Consider the following 17,194-nt stretch of genomic DNA (forward strand, 5'->3'; position numbering starts at 1 on the left):
TGCACCCGTGGGGCGGGCCGTACTTGCGGGTTCGAAGGACAGGATCCGGACGCGGAGAGAGGGGCCACGCAGATCGAGTACCTGTTTATTGTGCCAGATGAACGGCGTTATTTCGACTTGGCCCGCCACGCGCGATGGCGCAGCGAGCCCTTGGCCGGGCCGCGGGCTGCCAAATTGGCGTCACCCGGTCAAGCGGACCAGACGTACAGGCCGGTGCGCTCGGAATCGTCGACGGCGGCGGCAAGTTCGGCCAGTTGCTGCACGTAGGCCCGGGCCTGCCCGGCGCCGAACGGCATATCCTCCTGGCCGGCCCACTGTTCGGCGACGTCGTCCAGGACGTTGCCTTCGCCTTCGGTTTCGTAGGAGAGCAAGTCGGCAAGGGCGCGGACCATGGCCGGCGGAACGGCAAGGAGGGAATCGCTGGAAACGTCCACCATGGTCAGCTCGTAGTCGGCCCCGCCGGCGTGCACGGCAGTCCCGGCAAGGTCGCCCAGCTGCTCGACTTCGAAGTCGCTGATGTCCTGGATCCGTACTGCCTGGCCCGCGGGCCCGCCGTCCGCAGCGGATCCGCTTCCTTCATCGAGGATGCCGGCGCGTTTCAGTGCGGCGTCATGGGTGGCGACAAAGATCTCGGTGAAGCCCATTGCGGGTGCCCTTCCGTTGGCGGAGCTGCGTGCCGGGGGCTGCCTGCAGCCCCCGCCGTACGGAATCAGCCTAGTAGTTGCCGGGCCACCTGCGCACACGCCGGGGTCTGAGGAACCGGTCAGCGGACGGCCACCCGGAGCCGGTTGCGCCACGGGTCCTCGAACCGAAGCTCCGCACCGGTGTGGTGGGCCGGCACCCCGGCGACCCTGAGGCGGTCAGCCAGCGCCCCGACGTCGTCACCCGAGGGAACCTCAATGAGCACCTCGCCGAGCCCAAGCGTGTCCTTGCGGGGGCCGGCGCCGCGGCTGTTCCAGACGTTCATGGCCATGTGGTGGTGGTAGCGGCCCGCGGAAACGAACAGCGCCTGCCCGTGCCAGCCCGCCGTCTTCTCGAAACCGAGGGTGCCCACGTAGAAGTCCCGGGCGGTCTGGACATCGCCAACCTGGAGGTGGACGTGCCCTACGCCGGCGGACGTCTGCCGCTGGCCCTCCAGGGATTCTTCGGTGAGGTGCTTTTCCAGGTAGCGCTGAGGCGGGAGCGCGAGGCTGTCCATCACCACGTCCGTCCCGTTCCAGGACCAGTTGCTGCGCGGCCGGTCCCAGTACAGCTCGATGCCGTTGCCCTCAGGGTCGGTGAAGTAAAACGCTTCACTGACCAGGTGGTCGGCGCTGCCGGTGAAGGAGCGGGGCTCGTACTGGGCAGCCGTGGCGATGGTGGCCGCCAGGGAAGCCTGGTCCTCGAACAATAAAGCGGTGTGGAACAGGCCCGCTTCCCCCCTGCCGGGAAGGTGCAGCCCGGGGGCCGGCGCCAGGTGGACCAGCGGCCTGCCGAGCCTGCCAAGGTATAGCCCGCCGTCCTGCTCAGCCACCACCTCAAGGCCCAACGCGCGCTGGTAGTAGTCGGTCATGAGCTTCATGTCGCCCACCTTGAGCATCACCGTGCCCATGGCGAGGTCGGCAGGAAGAAGATCCTGGCTGCTGGCTGCTTCGGTCATGTGAAGGCTCCTTGTATTGGAGGCCGTCCCGTTGGCGGCCTTTCACATATTAAAATTACTTGAAGATTCAATTTATTCCAAGTGCCGGACCGGGGCAGGTCAGCGGATGATCCGGCCGCCCAGCACCACATGCTCCAGGGCTGTGATGGTCTCCGGCACGGCCCGCGGGTCTTCCCGGCACACCACGACGTCGGCCCGCGCACCTTCCGCGAGGTTGTCCGCTCCCAGCCAGGTCCGGGCTGCCCAGCAGGCAGCATCCAGGGCCGCCTCCATGGGCAGGCCTGCCCGGTGCAGGGCGAGGACCTCATCGGCGATCCTGCCGTGGCGGATCACGCTGCCTGCATCCGTGCCGGCAAAGATTCGCACCCCGGCGGCATGGGCCTCGGCCACCCGTTCCAGCCTGCGTTCCCAGAGGGCGCGCATGTGCGCCGCATAGCGTGGGAACTTGGCATCTGCCTGTGCAGCGATGTCGGGGAAGGTTGCAATGTTGATGAGGGTGGGCACGATCGGCACACCCTGTTCCACGAACCGGGGCAGGTGGCGGGGCAGCAGCCCCGTGGCGTGCTCGATGCAGTCAATGCCGGCGTCCAGCATCTGGTCCAGGGTGTCCTCGGCAAAGCAATGCGCAGTGACCCGGGCACCTTCGTCATGGGCAGCCTGGACAGCATCACGCACGACGGCGGCAGGAAAGGAGGGCGCGAGGTCGCCGGCGCCCCGGTCGATCCAGTCGCCCACCAGCTTGACCCAGCCGTCGCCGTCGCGCGCCTGCTTTCGGACGGCCTCCGCGAGCCTGCCGGGCTCCACCTCCTCGGCGAAACCGCGCAGGTAGCGCCGCGTGCGGGCTACATGGCGTCCGGCACGGATCAGCACCGGGAAGTCCCGGCCGCCCTGCATCCAGCGGGTGTCGGCAGGTGAGCCGGCGTCGCGGACCAGCAGTGTTCCGGCGTTGAGGTCGGCCAGCGCCTGGGCCCGTGCAACGGCGGGTTCGACAGGGCCGGCGGGGCCAAGCCCGATGTGGCAGTGGGCGTCCGCAAACCCCGGCAGCACCCAGCCGTCGAGTACCCGCTCCGGAGGGGCAGCGGGCCGGCTGAATGTGAGTTTGCCGTCCACCGACCAGAGTCCATGGCGTACCCGGTCCGGTGCGGTCAGGACGGGTCCGCGAAAGTAGATGATGTCTGCCATCGGGCTTCCTTTCGATGCCCGGTCAGGCTAGCACCCGCGAATGTGACAAGGCTCTTCCCGGGGCCTGTGGTAGCTTCTTTCCTGACCACACGGGTGCCCTTGCAGGGGCTGAGATCGGGCTGACGCAGCCTGCGACCGTTGAACCTGTCCGGGTAATGCCGGCGAAGGAAGTGAGTATTCCCTTGAGTACGCAAAACACCCAGTTGAACCCTGCCCACCAGCCGTCCGCCGGGAAGTCCGGCGCTGATCCGGTGCCACAGGTGACCCAGTCCCTGACGTCGCATTCGCTGGCGTTCATTGACGACGCCGCCTCCGGAATCCGGGTACCGGTGACGGAAATTGCCCTGGAGCCGTCACCCAACGGGCAGCCGAACGCACCTTTCCGGACCTACCGGACCGCCGGCCCGGGCAGCGACCCGGTCCGCGGCCTGGAGCCCTTCCGCGCGGAGTGGATCGTGGCGCGCGGGGATACCGAGGCCTACAGCGGCAGGGAACGCAACCTGCTCGACGACGGCCGCTCGGCCGTCCGCCGGGGGGCTGCCTCGGCGGAGTGGAAGGGGGCGCAGCCGGTGCCCCGCCGCGCCGTCGACGGCCGGACGGTGACCCAGATGCACTACGCCCGGCAGGGAATCATCACGCAGGAAATGCGATTCGTGGCGCTCCGCGAGAACTGCGACGTGGAGCTGGTCCGGAGCGAACTGGCTGCCGGCCGGGCCATCATCCCGAACAACATCAACCATCCGGAGTCCGAGCCGATGATCATCGGCAAGGCGTTCCTGGTGAAGATCAACGCCAACATCGGCAACTCGGCCGTGACGAGCTCCATCGCCGAAGAGGTGGACAAGCTGCAGTGGGCCACGCAATGGGGCGCCGACACCGTGATGGACCTGTCCACCGGCGACGATATCCACACCACACGGGAATGGATCATCCGCAACTCCCCCGTCCCGATCGGTACCGTGCCGATCTACCAGGCCCTGGAAAAAGTGAACGGCGAGGCCAACGCACTGACCTGGGAGATCTTCCGGGACACGGTGATTGAACAGTGTGAGCAGGGCGTGGACTATATGACCATCCACGCCGGGGTGTTGCTTCGGTATGTGCCGCTGACTGCCAACCGCGTGACGGGCATTGTCTCGCGCGGCGGCTCGATTATGGCCGGATGGTGTCTGGCCCATCACCAGGAGAACTTCCTCTACACACACTTCGACGAACTGTGCGAAATCTTCGCGAAGTACGACGTTGCCTTCTCCCTGGGGGACGGCCTGCGCCCCGGCTCAACGGCGGACGCCAACGACGCCGCCCAGTTCGCGGAACTGGACACGCTCGCCGAGCTCACCCAGCGCGCATGGGAGTACGACGTGCAGGTGATGGTGGAAGGGCCCGGCCACGTTCCCTTCCACCTGGTGCGCGAAAACGTCGAACGGCAGCAGGAACTGTGCAAGGGGGCGCCGTTCTACACCCTGGGGCCGCTGGTGACAGACGTTGCCCCCGGCTATGACCACATCACGTCGGCAATCGGCGCCACCGAAATTGCCCGTTACGGCACCGCGATGCTGTGCTACGTCACCCCGAAGGAACACCTGGGCCTGCCCAACAAGGACGACGTGAAGACCGGCGTGATCACCTACAAGATTGCCGCCCACGCCGCGGACCTGGCCAAAGGCCACCCGGGGGCGCGCGAACGGGACGACGCATTGTCCAAGGCGCGGTTCGAATTCCGCTGGCGGGACCAGTTCGCGTTGTCCCTTGACCCGGTGACGGCGGAGGCGTTCCACGACGAGACCCTGCCGGCGGAGCCCGCCAAGACGGCGCATTTCTGTTCGATGTGCGGGCCCAAGTTCTGCTCCATGCGGATCAGCCAGGACATCCGGGACGAATTTGGCTCCGCGGAGGCCCAGGCTGCGCGCGCCGGTGTGGCATCCGGGATGCGGGAGAAGAGCGAAGAGTTCCTGGCGGCCGGCGGCAAGGTCTACCTGCCCGAGCTGCGCCTTCCTGCCGGGAGCTAGGAGGCCCGGGCGGGCTGGCTCCGGCTGACCTGGCTGATGAACTGCCGGATCGCCCGGTCCCCGTCCGGGGAGTCATGGGGCCGGTGCCCTCCCGCGGCAACGCGGTGCAGGGCGCCGGTCTCCCGGAGATAGCCGGCAATTTCCTCGTAAAGCGGCTCCCACCCGCCGGTCAGGACCAGCGTGGGCACACCGGGAACGATGTGCAGCGGCGCCTCCCACGAGGGGGCCTGGAGCCGCAGCCTGCGGGCGGACCTTTTTTCCTCCGTGGTGGCGGGCTGCTGGAGGTCGGTGGCAAAGACCCGCCTGACGAATTCACGCTGGAAGTCTTCGTCGCTGAGCTGGTGGCGGACGTCGAAGAGGGGCTGCATCAGGCTGATGTGGGCTGCCGTGGCCGGAAGCTCTGCCGTCAGGGAGAGGCAGGCCGGCTCCACGAGGGTCAACGAAAAGACCAGGTCCGGACGTTCGACAGCGGCCATCATGGCCGCGATGGCCCCCTGGGCGTGCGCCACCACATGCCCTCCGGCGGCGCCCCGCCCGTCATCGGCCAGGGACCGCAGGATAATGGCGGTGTCCTCGGCGAAGGAGGACTCAAGGGGCTCCGCCACGGCATCAAAGCCGTGCCGGCGGAGGAACAATGCGTCATAGGACAGTGCCATGCCGTGCTGGCGCGGCCACGCGGCGGCGCCAAAAGTCCCGGCGCCGTGCACGAAAACTACCCTCTGCTTGAACATGTCCCAACCCTATTCCACGGCACTGACATCCCCCGGGAACCATCCCAAGTAAGTAGCGCCAAGTGTCGTTATGAACCGTCAAAACGACACTTGGCGCTACTCAGTTGGGGTTGCTACTTGCCCAGGAACTTGTCGAAGCCCTTGGGAAGGTTCAGCTGGGACGGATCGAAGTCGCCGCCCTGCTGGCCGAAGGCAGCACCAGTGGGCAGTGCCTTCGCAGCGTTGGCACGGCGGGCCTCCGCCTCCTTGCGCTCCTGGGCAGCCTTGGCCGGGTTGCCGGACTTTGCCTTCGTCTTCTTGGGCGCGTTCTTGGCGTTCTTCCGTGCACCGCCGCCGGCACCGGGCAGGCCAGGCATCCCGGGCATTCCCGGCATGCCGCCCTGGGCCATCTTCTTCATCATCTTCTGGGCCTGGGCGAAGCGCTCCAGAAGGCCGTTGACCTCGGAAACGTGGACGCCGGAACCGCGGGCAATCCGGGCCCGCCGTGAGCCGTTGATGATCTTCGGCGCGAGCCGCTCGTGCGGCGTCATGGACCGGACGATTGCCTCGACGCGGTCGATCTCGCGCTCGTCGAACTGCTCCAGCTGCTGCCGGATGTTCTGCGCGCCCGGCATCATCATGAGCATCTTCTTCATGGAGCCCATGTTGCGGATCTGCTGCATCTGGGCCAGGAAGTCCTCGAGGGTGAAGTCTTCCTGGTCGGCGAACTTCTTCGCCATCCGGGCGGCTTCATCCTTGTCCCAGGCTTTTTCGGCCTGTTCGATGAGCGTGAGGATGTCGCCCATGTCCAGGATGCGCGAGGCCATCCGGTCCGGGTGGAAGAGTTCGAAATCGTCCAGGCCTTCGCCCGTGGAGGCGAACATGACCGGCTTGCCGGTGACCGAAGCAACCGAAAGCGCGGCACCGCCGCGGGCGTCGCCGTCGAGCTTGGACAGGACGATGCCGGTGAAGTTCACGCCTTCGTCAAAGGCGAGGGCCGTGTTCACGGCGTCCTGGCCGATCATCGAGTCGATCACGAACAGGACTTCGTTGGGCACGATGGCGCGGCGGATCTGGCGCGCCTGTTCCATCATGTCGGCGTCCACGCCCAGGCGGCCGGCCGTGTCAACGATGACGACGTCGTGCAGCTTCTGGCGTGCTTCCTCGACGCCGGCGCGGGCGACGGCAACGGGGTCGCCGGCGGGCTGGTCAAGCTCTGTGGAAGTGGCTCCCGGGTGCGGGGCGAAGACGGGGACGTTGGCCCGCTGGCCAACCACCTGCAGCTGGGTGACGGCGTTGGGGCGCTGCAGGTCGCAGGCCACCAGCATGGGGCTGTGGCCCTGGGCCTTCAGCCACTTGGACAGCTTGCCCGCAAGGGTCGTCTTGCCGGCACCCTGGAGGCCGGCGAGCATGATGACGGTGGGCCCGTTCTTGGCCAGCCGGATCCGCCGGGTTTCGCCGCCGAGGATCTCCACAAGTTCCTCGTTGACGATCTTGACGATCTGCTGGCTGGGGTTCAGTGCAGCCGAGACCTCGGCACCCAGGGCGCGTTCACGGACCCGGCCAGTGAACTCACGCACAACGGGAACGGCAACATCGGCGTCCAGAAGGGCGCGGCGGATCTCCCGGACAGTGGCATCGACGTCGGCCTCGGTGAGCCGGCCTTTACCGCGGAGATTCTTGAAGGTTGCTGTCAACCGGTCAGAGAGTGAATTGAACACGCGACGTGCACTTCTTTCAGTGGATGATCGGGACTCGACTATCTAGGGTATCAAGTCAGGCGCGGTAGGTGGCATGCTGGCAAAATGACGAGCCAAACAACTGTGAAAACCTTGCTCATCCTCGGCGCCTCGGGCGACCTCACCGGCCGGCTCCTCCTGCCGGGCCTGGCGCGGCTTGCGGCGGCAGGCGGTGCGGAGGGCCTCACCCTGGTGGGTGCCGGCTCAGATCCGTGGACGCCGGAACAGTGGCGGGATCGGGTCCAGTCATCGTTCGCTGCTGCAGCCGGGGCAGCAGACGGGCCCGGAAAGGACGCCCTCAAGCTGCTGCAGAAGGAGACGGCGTACCACCAGGTGGATGTCACCGCCAAGGGTGCCCTGGCCGCCCTGCTCGCCGGACTGGAAGGGCCTGTGGCCGTCTACTTTGCGTTGCCGCCCCGGATCAGCCAGCTGGCGTGCGAGACCCTCCAGCCGGAAGAGGTTCCCGAAGGCACGCGCCTGGTCATGGAGAAGCCCTTCGGTTCCAGCGAGGAATCCGCACGTTCCCTGAACCGGACCCTCGCGCGCCTTGTCCCCGAGGACCACATCCACCGCGTGGACCATTTCCTGGGCAAGGCCACCGTCCTGAATATCCTGGGCCTGCGGTTCGCCAACAACTTCCTTGAGCCGGTGTGGAACCGGCAGCACGTGGAAAAGGTGGAGATCTTCTTTGACGAGGACCTGGCCTTGGAAGGCCGCGCCCGCTACTACGACGGCGCCGGTGCCCTCCGGGACATGATCCAGAGCCACCTCCTTCAGGTGATGGCGATCATGGCCATGGAACCTCCGGCCACCATCGGCGAGCGCGATCTCCGCGATGCCGTCTCCACCGTCCTGCGGGCCAGCAGTGTCAGGGCCCCCTTTACCGACTCAACGCGCAGGGCGCGCTACACGGCGGGTTCGGTGGCAGGCAAGGGGGTCCCCGACTACGCCGGGGAGGAGGGCGTGGATCCCGGACGGGGAACGGAAACTCTCGCCGAAATCCAGGTGGGCATCGACAACTGGCGCTGGCATGGTGTCCCCTTCATCCTGCGCTCGGGCAAGGCCCTGGGCGACAAGCGCAAGGAGGCGGTGGTCACCTTCCTTCCGGTGCCCCACCTGCCCAAGGGCTTTACCGGGGTGGACTCCCCCAACCAGCTGCGGATCGGGTTCGGCCCGGACACGCTGGAGTTCGACGTCGACGTCAACGGTCCGGGGAACATCTTCAGCCTGGGCCGGGTCACCCTGGAAGCCGAACTAAGCGCCTCCGACCTCCTGCCCTACGGCGAAGTGCTGGAAGGCGTGCTGACCGGCGACCCGCTGCTGTCCGTCCGCGGCGACACGGCGGAGGACTGCTGGCGGATCGTTGAGCCGGTGCTCCAGGCATGGGAGCGCGGGGACGTCCCGCTTGAAGAGTACGACGCCGGTTCGGCCGGCCCGGCTTCCTGGCCCACCAACCGGCTCAAGGACTGAGCAGTACAAGGACTGACAAGTCCACGGCGGCGGCAGGGGAACCGTTAACGACAACAGGACGGGCGTGAACCTTTCGGTTCCCGCCCGTCCTGTCTTTGTGGTCCGTTCCCGCTGCGGCTTCGGTCGGCTGCCTAGATTGCGGCCACGCCGCGTTCCCCGGTCCGGACCCTTACTGCTTCATGGACGTCCATGGTCCAGACCTTGCCGTCCCCGGCCCTGCCGGTATTGGAGCTGGCAATGATCACGTCCAGGATGTCGTCGGCCTGCTCGTCCGTGGCCAGGACTTCCACCCGGATCTTGGGCAGGAGGTCCACGTTGTATTCGGCTCCACGGTAGACCTCGGTGTAGCCGCGCTGCCGGCCGTATCCACTGGCTGCACTGACGGTCAGGCCCTGGACGCCGTAGGCTTCCAGCCCTTCCCTGACGGTTTCGAGCTTTTCCGGCCTGATGATCGCAGTAATCAGTTTCATGCCCCCACGCTTTCCTTACCTGTTGCTGACTGTGACTTCTCCGCACCGGGTGCTGCCTGGACCGGCTCCAGCGACCCGCCCTGGCCCTTGCCGGTGATCATGTCGTGAAGCGGCTGGAAGCTTCCGCCGTGTCCGCTCAACCCGAACTCGTAGGCAGTCTCGGCGTGCAGGCTGAGGTCCACACCCACCGTTTCCTGTTCCTGCGAGACGCGGAAGCCCATGGTCTTGTGGATGGCCAGCGCAATGATGGCCGTCAGGACAGCGGAGTAGGTGATGGCGACGCCGGCCGCCGCGAGCTGCGCCCAGAGCTGGGCCAGTCCGCCGCCGTAGAAGAGGCCGCCGCCGACACCGTCGGTGGGCAGTGCGATGAAGCCCAGCGCCACGGTGCCGATGATGCCGGAAACCAGGTGGACGCCGACCACGTCCAGCGAGTCATCGAAGCCCCAGCGGAACTTCAGGCCGACTGCCAGGGCCGAGGCCACGCCGGCCACGACGCCCAGGCCAAGCGCTCCGACGGGGCTGACGTTGGCGCAGGCGGGGGTGATGGCGACGAGGCCGGCAACCACGCCGGATGCGGCGCCGAGGGAGGTGGGGTGTCCGTCGCGGATGCGTTCGGTGACCAGCCAGCCGAGCATGGCCGCTGCCGGGGCTGCGAGGGTGTTGATCCAGATCAGGCCGCCCTGTTCCGCAGTGGTGGCTGCACCACCGTTGAAACCGAACCAGCCGAACCAGAGGATGGCCGCGCCGAGCATGACGAACGGGATGTTGTGCGGGCGGTGGTTCGGGTCCTTGCCGAAGCCCTTGCGGTTACCAATGATCAGGACGAGGATGAGCGCGGCCACACCTGCGTTGATATGGACCACGGTGCCGCCAGCGAAGTCGATGGCGGGGCCGAGGGCCTTGCCGATGGCGCCTTCGGGGCCGAAGAGACCGCCGCCCCACACCATGTAGGCCAGCGGGCAGTACACCAGGGTGACCCAGACGGGGACGAAGACGGACCAGGCGCCGAACTTGGCACGGTCGGCGATGGCGCCGCTGATCAATGCCACGGTGATGATGGCGAAGGTGGCGGCGTAGCCCACCTTGATCAGGCCGTCAGGGGTGGTGATGCCCTCAAGGCCGAACGTGGCGAACGGGTTGCCCACGATTTCCAGGAACCCTTCACCGGAGCTCATGGAAGCGCCCCACAGCACCCAGACAACGCCCACCATGCCGATGGAGATGAAGCTCATCATCATCATGTTCAGGGCTGCCTTGGCGCGGGTCATGCCGCCGTAGAAAAATGCCAGACCGGGTGTCATGAACAGCACAAGGGCTGCCGCCACCATGACCCAAACGTGACCTGCGGTAAGTTCCATGGTGCACGTCCTCTCTCATCGAATCTTGCGGAGTACTCCGCCTGCCAACGCCTTTTGCGTCCTGTAAAGAGTCTGTGGGCGGCGTGTTTCGCCCGCGGAGGATTTAGATTGCCGGCCTGTTACAACAACCTCTAGGAAGTAAATGGTGCATATCCGCCTTGTTACGGTTATGTTTCCGCACCCGCGCAGCCACCCGGCTCCCTTTCCTGCAAGGACTCCTGCACCATGACGGCAACACCCCGCGAAAGCGGCGCCACTTCGAGGTTTTTGGCCAGGCTGAGGCCGCAGCGGGAGAAGCTTCCCCGCGACATTAAGGTGATGCTGGCCGCTGCGTTCCTCATTGCCCTTGGATTCGGGCTCGTTGCGCCTGTATTGCCGCAGTTCGCAACAACCTTCGGGGTGGGGAACACCGAGGCTGCGGTCATCGTGGCGATCTTTGCCTTCATGCGCCTCGTGTTTGCGCCCGCCGGCGGCGCCTTGATCGGCAAGCGCGGGGAACGCCCTGTCTATGTCGCGGGGCTGTTGATCGTGGCGTTGTCCACGGCGGCATGCGCCTTCGCGCAGGACTACTGGCAGTTGCTGCTGTTCCGTGGCCTCGGCGGAGCCGGGTCCGTGATGTTCACGGTGGCGTCGATGGCCCTGGTGGTCCGGCTGGCGCCGCCCAAGAGCAGGGGCCGGGTCTCGGGAGCCTACGCGTCCGCTTTCCTGATCGGGAATGTTTGCGGGCCCATTGTCGGCGGGCTGCTGGCGGGGCTTGGCCTGCGGGTCCCGTTCCTTGCCTACGCCGCCGCCCTGCTCGTTGCCGCGTTTGTGGTGCAGACCCAGCTCAGCCACCAACGCCGGGGCGGCGGCGGGACCCAGCACCGTCCGCCCGACATGCACTTTGGCGAAGCCCTGGCGGCCGGAACCTACCGGTCGGCCCTGCTGTCCAGCTTTGCCAACGGTTGGGCCACCTTTGGCGTCCGGATGGCGACCGTGCCGCTGTTCGCCGCGGCCGCCGTCGGGGCAGGCCCGCAGGCGGCCGGGCTGGCGCTTGCCGTGTTTGCTGCCGGGAACGCGGCGGCCTTGACCTTCTCGGGGCGGTTGGCGGACTCCCTGGGACGCAAGCCCATGATGATTTTGGGACTGCTGATGGCAGCTTTCTCAACCGCTGCGATCGGCATGACCTCCGACCTGCCCTGGTTCCTTGCGGCATCGACGCTTGCCGGCGTCGGGTCCGGCCTTTTCGGCCCGGCCCAGCAGGCCGCCGTCGCCGATGTCATCGGCAATGCGCGCTCCGGCGGCAAGGTACTGGCGGTCTACCAGATGACGTCCGACGTCGGCGCGATCGTTGGTCCGGTGGCAGCCGGGCTGCTGGCGGACCGGCTGGGCTTCGGCTGGGCTTTCGCCGTGACCGGCGGCATCATGCTCCTGGCGGCTGCAGGCTGGCTGCCCACCCGCGAAACACTGCGGGCGGCCGGTTCGTAGCCCGGGCGGTCAATACACCGGGCCGGTGGAAACCGGTCAGTTCAGCAGGGCGTCGACAAAGCCCTCGGTATCGAACGGGGCGAGGTCGTCCGCGCCTTCGCCCAGTCCGACGAGTTTGACGGGCACGCCCAGGGTCTTCTGGATGGCGACGACGATGCCTCCCTTGGCGGTTCCGTCCAGCTTGGTCAGGACGATGCCGGTGATGTTGACCACCTCTGAGAAGACCCGGGCCTGGTTCAGGCCGTTCTGGCCGGTGGTGGCATCCAGCACCAGCAGGACCTCGTCCACTTCGGCCAGCTTTTCCACGACCCGCTTGACCTTGCGCAGTTCGTCCATCAGGCCCACCTTGTTCTGCAGGCGCCCGGCGGTGTCGATCATGACGACGTCCACTTCCTGCTCGATGCCGGCCTTTACGGCCTCGTAGGCGACGGAGGCGGGGTCGGCGCCGTCAATGTCGGACTTCACGGTGGGGACGCCGACGCGCTGGCCCCATGTGGCCAGCTGCTCGGCCGCGGCGGCGCGGAACGTGTCCGCGGCGCCCAGCAGGACGTCCTTGTCCTCGGCAACCAGCACGCGGGCCAGCTTGCCCACGGTCGTGGTCTTGCCCACACCGTTCACGCCCACCACCATCATCACGGCGGGCTTGTCGGCGTGCCGCTGGACGTTCAGGCTGCGGTCCATGGCGGGGTCCACGAGCTTGATCAGTTCCTCGCGGAGCATGGCCTTGACGTGTTCGGGGGTCCTGGTGCCCAGCACCTTGACCCGTTCCCGCAGGGCATCCACCAGCTGCATGGTGGGTTCGGTTCCGAGATCCGCCAGCAGGAGAGTTTCCTCCACTTCGTCCCAGACGCTCTCGTCAATCCGGTCGCTGGACAGCAGCGCCAGCAGGCCCTTGCCCATGATGTTGTTGGAGCGGGCCAGCCGTTCACGCAGGCGGATGAGGCGTCCGGCGACAGGCAACGGGGTTTCGACGGGGATGGTTTCGAGCCCGGCAGCGTTATCCGGAACCGTGGTGGTGTCCAGCCCTTCGACGTCCGCGCCCGCCGGGGCCCCGCGTTCAATGGTGCCGGTGCTGTCTGCCACCGCGGTGCTGCCGCCGGAGCGGATCTCCGGGTCGTTGGCATCGCGCGTGCCGGGGTACCGGGTGATGTTCCTCCGCGTCTTGAGCAGGACCGGGATCAGCCCGCCGATGACCACCAGCGCAGCAAGAATGGACAGGACAATGGGAAGGATGTCATTCACTCCCCTAGCTTCTCACAAACGGCTGGCCCGGTTCCGGCGGCCACCGCGCCCCTGACCTGCCCCTACGCGGTGTCCGCCGGCCGGTACGCTCTCCGCTGTTGCTGCACCTCCGCCGCCGCTACACCTCCACGCCCAGGCGCTGGCTGATCACGGTGGAGACGCCATCGCCCCTCATGGTGACCCCGTACAGTGCGTCCGCCACTTCCATGGTCCGCTTCTGGTGGGTGATCACGATGAGCTGGCTGGACTCCCGGAGTTCTTCGAAGATGGTGATCAGCCGGCCGAGGTTGGTATCGTCCAGTGCCGCTTCCACTTCGTCCATGACGTAGAACGGCGAGGGCCGCGCCTTGAAGATGGCCACCAGCAGCGCCACTGCGGTCAGGGACCGCTCGCCGCCGGAGAGCAGGGACAGCCGTTTGATCTTCTTGCCCGCAGGACGGGCCTCCACCTCGATGCCTGTGGTGAGCATGTCCCCAGGGTCGGTGAGGACCAGGCGGCCTTCACCGCCGGGAAAGAGCCGCTCGAAAACCCGGACGAACTGGGCCTGCGTGTCCTCGAACGCTTCGGTGAAGACGCGCTGGACCCGGTCGTCCACTTCCTTGATGATGTCCAGCAGGTCCCGGCGGCTGGCCTTCAGGTCCTCAAGCTGGGTGCTGAGGAACTGGTGCCGCTCCTCCAGCGCCGCGAATTCCTCCAGCGCCAGGGGGTTGACCTTGCCCAGGCTGGCGAGGTCGCGTTCGGCCTTGCGCAGCCGCTTTTCCTGCTCCTGCCGGACGTAGGGTTTCCCTTCCCGGATCTCTTCCCCGCCTGCGTCAACGGGAGCGCGCAGTGCTGCCCACTTGTCGCCCGTCTCTTCCGCGGGTACGGGTACCGGGACCTGCGGCCCGAACTCTGCCACCAGGGCCTCGGGGGTGATGCCCAGTTCGTCCACAGACCTGGACTCCACCGCCTCGATCCTGGCCCGTTGCTGGGCCCGGGCCAGCTCGTCACGGTGCACGTTGTCGGTGAGGTCTGCCAGTTCGCGGGCCAGGGCGTCATTCGCTTCCCGGATGTCCCGCAGCCCACGGTCACGCTGTTCGCGGTTTTCCTCGGCCAGGTCCCGTTCGTGCCGGGCGAGGTCCACGGAGATGTCCGCATAGCGCAGTGCCAGTTCCACGGCTGCGGAAACCGCGGACGCGCGCCTGGCCTGGAGGCGGCGGCGCCGGGCGCGCTGGGCTGCTTCCTCCCGGGCGCGGCGTTCGGTGGCGGCGGCGCGTTCCAGGGATGCCACCCTGTTGCGGGTGGCCGCGAGCTGCTCTTCGGCACTGCGCAGGGACAACCTGGCCTCCACCTCGGCTGCGCGGGCGGCGGATGCGGCATTGGCCAGGGCGTCCCGCCGTTCGGTGGAGGGCTCCGCTTCAACCGGAGCGTCCTGGGCAGCGGCCAGCCGGGCGGTGACGGCAGCGAGCGCTTCCTCCTCCGCGGCCACGTTCTCCTCCGCACGTGCCAGGGACGCTGCCAGGCGCTCACTCTCGCCGACGGCGCTGCGCAGGACCGAGTTGAGGTGGCCCAGGCGTTCAGCCACGGCGGCCAGGCGGGCATCGGATTCGTGCAGTCTTTCCAGGGCAGCGTCCGCCGCCTCCTGCGCTTCGGCGCGCCGGGCCTCGGCGGCGGCCAGGGCGAACCTGTTCCGCTCCAGGTCCGCGGTGACTGCCGAAAGGCCCCGGCCGGCGTCGTCCACTGCCGCCTGCACCTCGAGGAGGGACGGCGCCTTGGCAGAACCGCCGGCAACGGATAAGGCGGTGAACACGTCCCCCTCGCGGGTGACGGCCGTGAGCCCGGGCAGGGAGGAAACGAGCGCGGCGGCCGCGTCGATGCCGGTGACGACGGCGGTTCCGGCCAGCAGGTGCCGGACCAGCGGGACGTGAGCCGCAGGTCCGGCCACCAGGTGGGCGGCCCAGCGCGCGTCCCCGGGCAGTGTCACGTTCTGGCCTTCCCCGCCCAGGTCTGCCGTCGCCGAGGCGAGGAGCAGCGAAGCCCGCCCCGCGTCGTCGTCCTTGAGTACCTGCAGGACTGCGGCCGCAGTGGCCGCGTCCTGGACGAGGACTGCGTCGGATGCTTCCCCCAGGGCGGCCGCGATCGCGGCCTCGTACCCGCCCTCCACAGTGATCCCGGCCGCCAGGCCTTCCAGCACTCCCGGCAGCCCTGACTCCAGCACGTGCCTGGCGCCGTCCTTGCGGTCCAGGCCGAGCTTGAGCGCGTCCAGCCGGGCGGCGAGGGCGTCCCGCTTGCGGACTCCTTCATTGACGGCGGCCTTGAGGTCTGCGATGTCTTGAAGGACCGCATCCAGCGCCTCACTGGCAGCCTCGTAGTCTGCGTCGAGGGATTCCTCCCCTTCCTCCACGCCGGCCACCTGGTTTTCCAGGGCCGTGAACTCGGCCTGGGCGCGGGCACGCCGTTCCGTGCCGGCGGTAAGGGACTCCCGCAGCCGGCCCAGTTCCGCCTGCGCGGACTCCACCCGGGACCTGGCCGCCGCTACTTGTCCGGCCAACCGGGCCAGGCCCTCCCGCCGGTCCGCTGCGGCCCGGAGCTGGGCTGTGAGGCGCCGGTCCTCGGCCAGGGCGGCCTGCTCCGCTTCAGCCTTGGCAGCGCTGGCCGCGTCCAGGGCGGCGCGCCTGGCATGGATGTCCTGTTCCAGCTCGGCCAGCTCCTGCCGCACCCGAGCTGCCTGGCGTTCGAGCTGTTCGGGATCCCGGCCGGAAGCCGGCGCGGCGTCTTCGGAGCCCAGCAGGCGGCTCCGTTCGGTGGCCAGCGAACCGAGCGACCGGAGCCGTTCCCGTGCAGTGGAGAGCCGGTACCAGGTGTCCCGCGCCGCGTTGAGGCGGGGCGTGGCTTCGGCCGCCAGCTGCTCCAGCGCTGCCTGCTGCCTGCGCCCGGCCTCGAGTTCCTGCTCGACGGCGGTGCGCCGGGTTTTGAGCGCGGCCTCGTCCGCCACGTCCTGCTCCAGCGCCTGCTGCAGCTGGACGAGGTCATCGGCGAGCAGACGGGCCCGGGCGTCCCGGACGTCGAACTGGACGCGCTGGGCCCGGCGGGCCACTTCCGCCTGTTTGCCAAGGGGGGTCAGCTGGCGGCGGATTTCGCCGGTGAGGTCGGTAAGGCGCTGGAGGTTGGCCTGCATGGCCTCCAGCTTCCGGACCGTCCGTTCCTTGCGCCGGCGGTGCTTGAGGATCCCTGCCGCCTCTTCGATGAAGCCCCGGCGGTCCTCGGGGGTGGCGTGCAGCACGCGGTCCAGCTGGCCCTGGCCCACGATGACATGCATTTCCCGGCCCAGCCCGGAGTCGGAGAGGAGTTCCTGGATATCAAGCAGCCGGCAGGCCGCACCGTTGATGGCATATTCGGAGCCGCCCGTCCGGAAGAGTGTCCGGGAAATGGTCACTTCGCTGTATTCGATGGGGAGCGCGCCGTCGGTGTTGTCGATGGTCAGCGAAACGTGGGCGCGTCCCAGAGGCGGGCGTCCGGAGGTCCCGGCAAAAATGACGTCCTCCATTTTGCCGCCGCGGAGGGTCTTGGCTCCCTGTTCTCCCATGACCCAGGCCAGGGCGTCCACCACGTTGGACTTGCCGGATCCGTTGGGACCCACCACGGCGGTGACGCCGGGTTCGAAGTCGAAGGTGGTGGCAGAGGCAAAGGACTTGAACCCCCGGACGGTGAGGCTTTTGAGGTGCAAGGCTTTTCTGGTCTCCTGGAGCGGGTGGGGCACTTTGCTGGAACCGGCTCACTCCAATCTACTGCGCAGGACCGACATTTCCCGGCAGCAGCACAGGGAAGCCGGGGCAGGCGCCACGGCTCAATATGCCAGTTCCGGCCCGGCAAAGGCATAGTTAAGCTCTTGAGCCTGCGTATATGTGGGTACAGTCACCGCATGAATG

At 67.6% G+C, this 17,194-nt stretch carries 12 protein-coding genes and 1 riboswitch; of the genes, 3 read left to right on the forward strand and 9 right to left on the reverse strand.

Features of this window, described 5'->3' with window-relative positions; translation table 11 throughout:
• Positions 1-188: 188 nt before the first annotated feature.
• The 3 genes from Q9R31_RS00105 to Q9R31_RS00115 form a co-directional block, all read right to left on the reverse strand.
• Entirely contained in the window at positions 189-644 is a 456-nt protein-coding gene (locus Q9R31_RS00105; protein WP_311260760.1) for a hypothetical protein, read from the reverse strand.
• Between the two features lie 119 nt (positions 645-763).
• Positions 764-1,639 (reverse strand): VOC family protein, encoded by an 876-nt coding sequence (locus Q9R31_RS00110; protein ID WP_311260761.1) that lies wholly within the window; start codon positions 1,637-1,639, stop codon positions 764-766.
• Positions 1,640-1,738: 99 nt separating this feature from the next.
• Positions 1,739-2,821 carry an amidohydrolase family protein gene (locus Q9R31_RS00115; RefSeq protein WP_311260762.1) on the reverse strand — a complete coding sequence of 361 codons (1,083 nt, stop codon included), beginning with the start codon at positions 2,819-2,821 and terminating at the stop codon, positions 1,739-1,741.
• Between the two features lie 79 nt (positions 2,822-2,900).
• Positions 2,901-3,008, forward strand: a riboswitch (TPP riboswitch).
• Between Q9R31_RS00115 and thiC the strand changes: the two genes are divergently transcribed.
• Positions 3,004-4,830 (forward strand): phosphomethylpyrimidine synthase ThiC, encoded by a 1,827-nt coding sequence (gene thiC / locus Q9R31_RS00120; protein WP_397428176.1) that lies wholly within the window; start codon positions 3,004-3,006, stop codon positions 4,828-4,830. It overlaps the preceding riboswitch by 5 nt.
• On the opposite strand, the gene Q9R31_RS00125 is transcribed toward thiC, so the two are convergent.
• Both Q9R31_RS00125 and ffh read right to left on the reverse strand, forming a co-directional pair.
• Entirely contained in the window at positions 4,827-5,561 is a 735-nt protein-coding gene (locus tag Q9R31_RS00125) for an alpha/beta hydrolase (protein WP_311260763.1), read from the reverse strand. The genes thiC and Q9R31_RS00125 overlap by 4 nt on opposite strands.
• A 113-nt stretch (positions 5,562-5,674) precedes the next feature.
• Positions 5,675-7,261, reverse strand: coding sequence for a signal recognition particle protein (gene ffh, locus Q9R31_RS00130; protein ID WP_311260764.1), 1,587 nt, complete (start codon positions 7,259-7,261; stop codon positions 5,675-5,677).
• Between the two features lie 84 nt (positions 7,262-7,345).
• Here ffh and Q9R31_RS00135 point away from each other — a divergent pair, with 84 nt between their 5' ends.
• The gene (locus Q9R31_RS00135; protein ID WP_311260765.1) at positions 7,346-8,749 is read left to right on the forward strand and encodes a glucose-6-phosphate dehydrogenase; all 1,404 of its coding nucleotides are present in this window, start codon (positions 7,346-7,348) and stop codon (positions 8,747-8,749) included.
• Positions 8,750-8,880: 131 nt separating this feature from the next.
• On the opposite strand, the gene Q9R31_RS00140 is transcribed toward Q9R31_RS00135, so the two are convergent.
• Both Q9R31_RS00140 and Q9R31_RS00145 read right to left on the reverse strand, forming a co-directional pair.
• Positions 8,881-9,219, reverse strand: coding sequence for a P-II family nitrogen regulator (locus Q9R31_RS00140; RefSeq protein ID WP_307089431.1), 339 nt, complete (start codon positions 9,217-9,219; stop codon positions 8,881-8,883).
• Positions 9,216-10,577 carry an ammonium transporter gene (locus tag Q9R31_RS00145; protein ID WP_311260766.1) on the reverse strand — a complete coding sequence of 454 codons (1,362 nt, stop codon included), beginning with the start codon at positions 10,575-10,577 and terminating at the stop codon, positions 9,216-9,218. Before Q9R31_RS00145 ends, Q9R31_RS00140 begins: the two co-directional genes overlap by 4 nt.
• Positions 10,578-10,802: 225 nt before the next feature.
• Between Q9R31_RS00145 and Q9R31_RS00150 the strand changes: the two genes are divergently transcribed.
• A complete protein-coding gene (locus tag Q9R31_RS00150) occupies positions 10,803-12,044 on the forward strand; it encodes an MFS transporter (RefSeq protein WP_311260767.1) in 1,242 nt (413 codons plus the stop codon).
• Positions 12,045-12,080: 36 nt separating this feature from the next.
• Here the strand turns inward: Q9R31_RS00150 and ftsY are convergent, their stop codons facing one another.
• Complete coding sequence (gene ftsY / locus Q9R31_RS00155; protein ID WP_311260768.1) at positions 12,081-13,286, reverse strand: signal recognition particle-docking protein FtsY; 1,206 nt, start codon at positions 13,284-13,286, stop codon at positions 12,081-12,083.
• 118 nt (positions 13,287-13,404) lie between these two features.
• A complete protein-coding gene (gene smc, locus Q9R31_RS00160) occupies positions 13,405-16,992 on the reverse strand; it encodes a chromosome segregation protein SMC (protein WP_311260769.1) in 3,588 nt (1,195 codons plus the stop codon).
• Positions 16,993-17,194: the final 202 nt, after the last annotated feature.

The organism is Pseudarthrobacter sp. BRE9 (assembly GCF_031844305.1).
GTDB lineage: Bacteria > Actinomycetota > Actinomycetes > Actinomycetales > Micrococcaceae > Arthrobacter.

Coding starts and splice junctions, on each gene's coding strand:
- Q9R31_RS00135 (WP_311260765.1), top strand. CDS start 7,346: ATGACGAGCCAAACAACTGTGAAAACCTTGCTCATCCTCGGCGCCTCG.
- Q9R31_RS00110 (WP_311260761.1), bottom strand. CDS start 1,639: ATGACCGAAGCAGCCAGCAGCCAGGATCTTCTTCCTGCCGACCTCGCC.
- Q9R31_RS00140 (WP_307089431.1), bottom strand. CDS start 9,219: ATGAAACTGATTACTGCGATCATCAGGCCGGAAAAGCTCGAAACCGTC.
- Q9R31_RS00105 (WP_311260760.1), bottom strand. CDS start 644: ATGGGCTTCACCGAGATCTTTGTCGCCACCCATGACGCCGCACTGAAA.
- Q9R31_RS00150 (WP_311260767.1), top strand. CDS start 10,803: ATGACGGCAACACCCCGCGAAAGCGGCGCCACTTCGAGGTTTTTGGCC.
- Q9R31_RS00125 (WP_311260763.1), bottom strand. CDS start 5,561: ATGTTCAAGCAGAGGGTAGTTTTCGTGCACGGCGCCGGGACTTTTGGC.
- Q9R31_RS00145 (WP_311260766.1), bottom strand. CDS start 10,577: ATGGAACTTACCGCAGGTCACGTTTGGGTCATGGTGGCGGCAGCCCTT.
- Q9R31_RS00115 (WP_311260762.1), bottom strand. CDS start 2,821: ATGGCAGACATCATCTACTTTCGCGGACCCGTCCTGACCGCACCGGAC.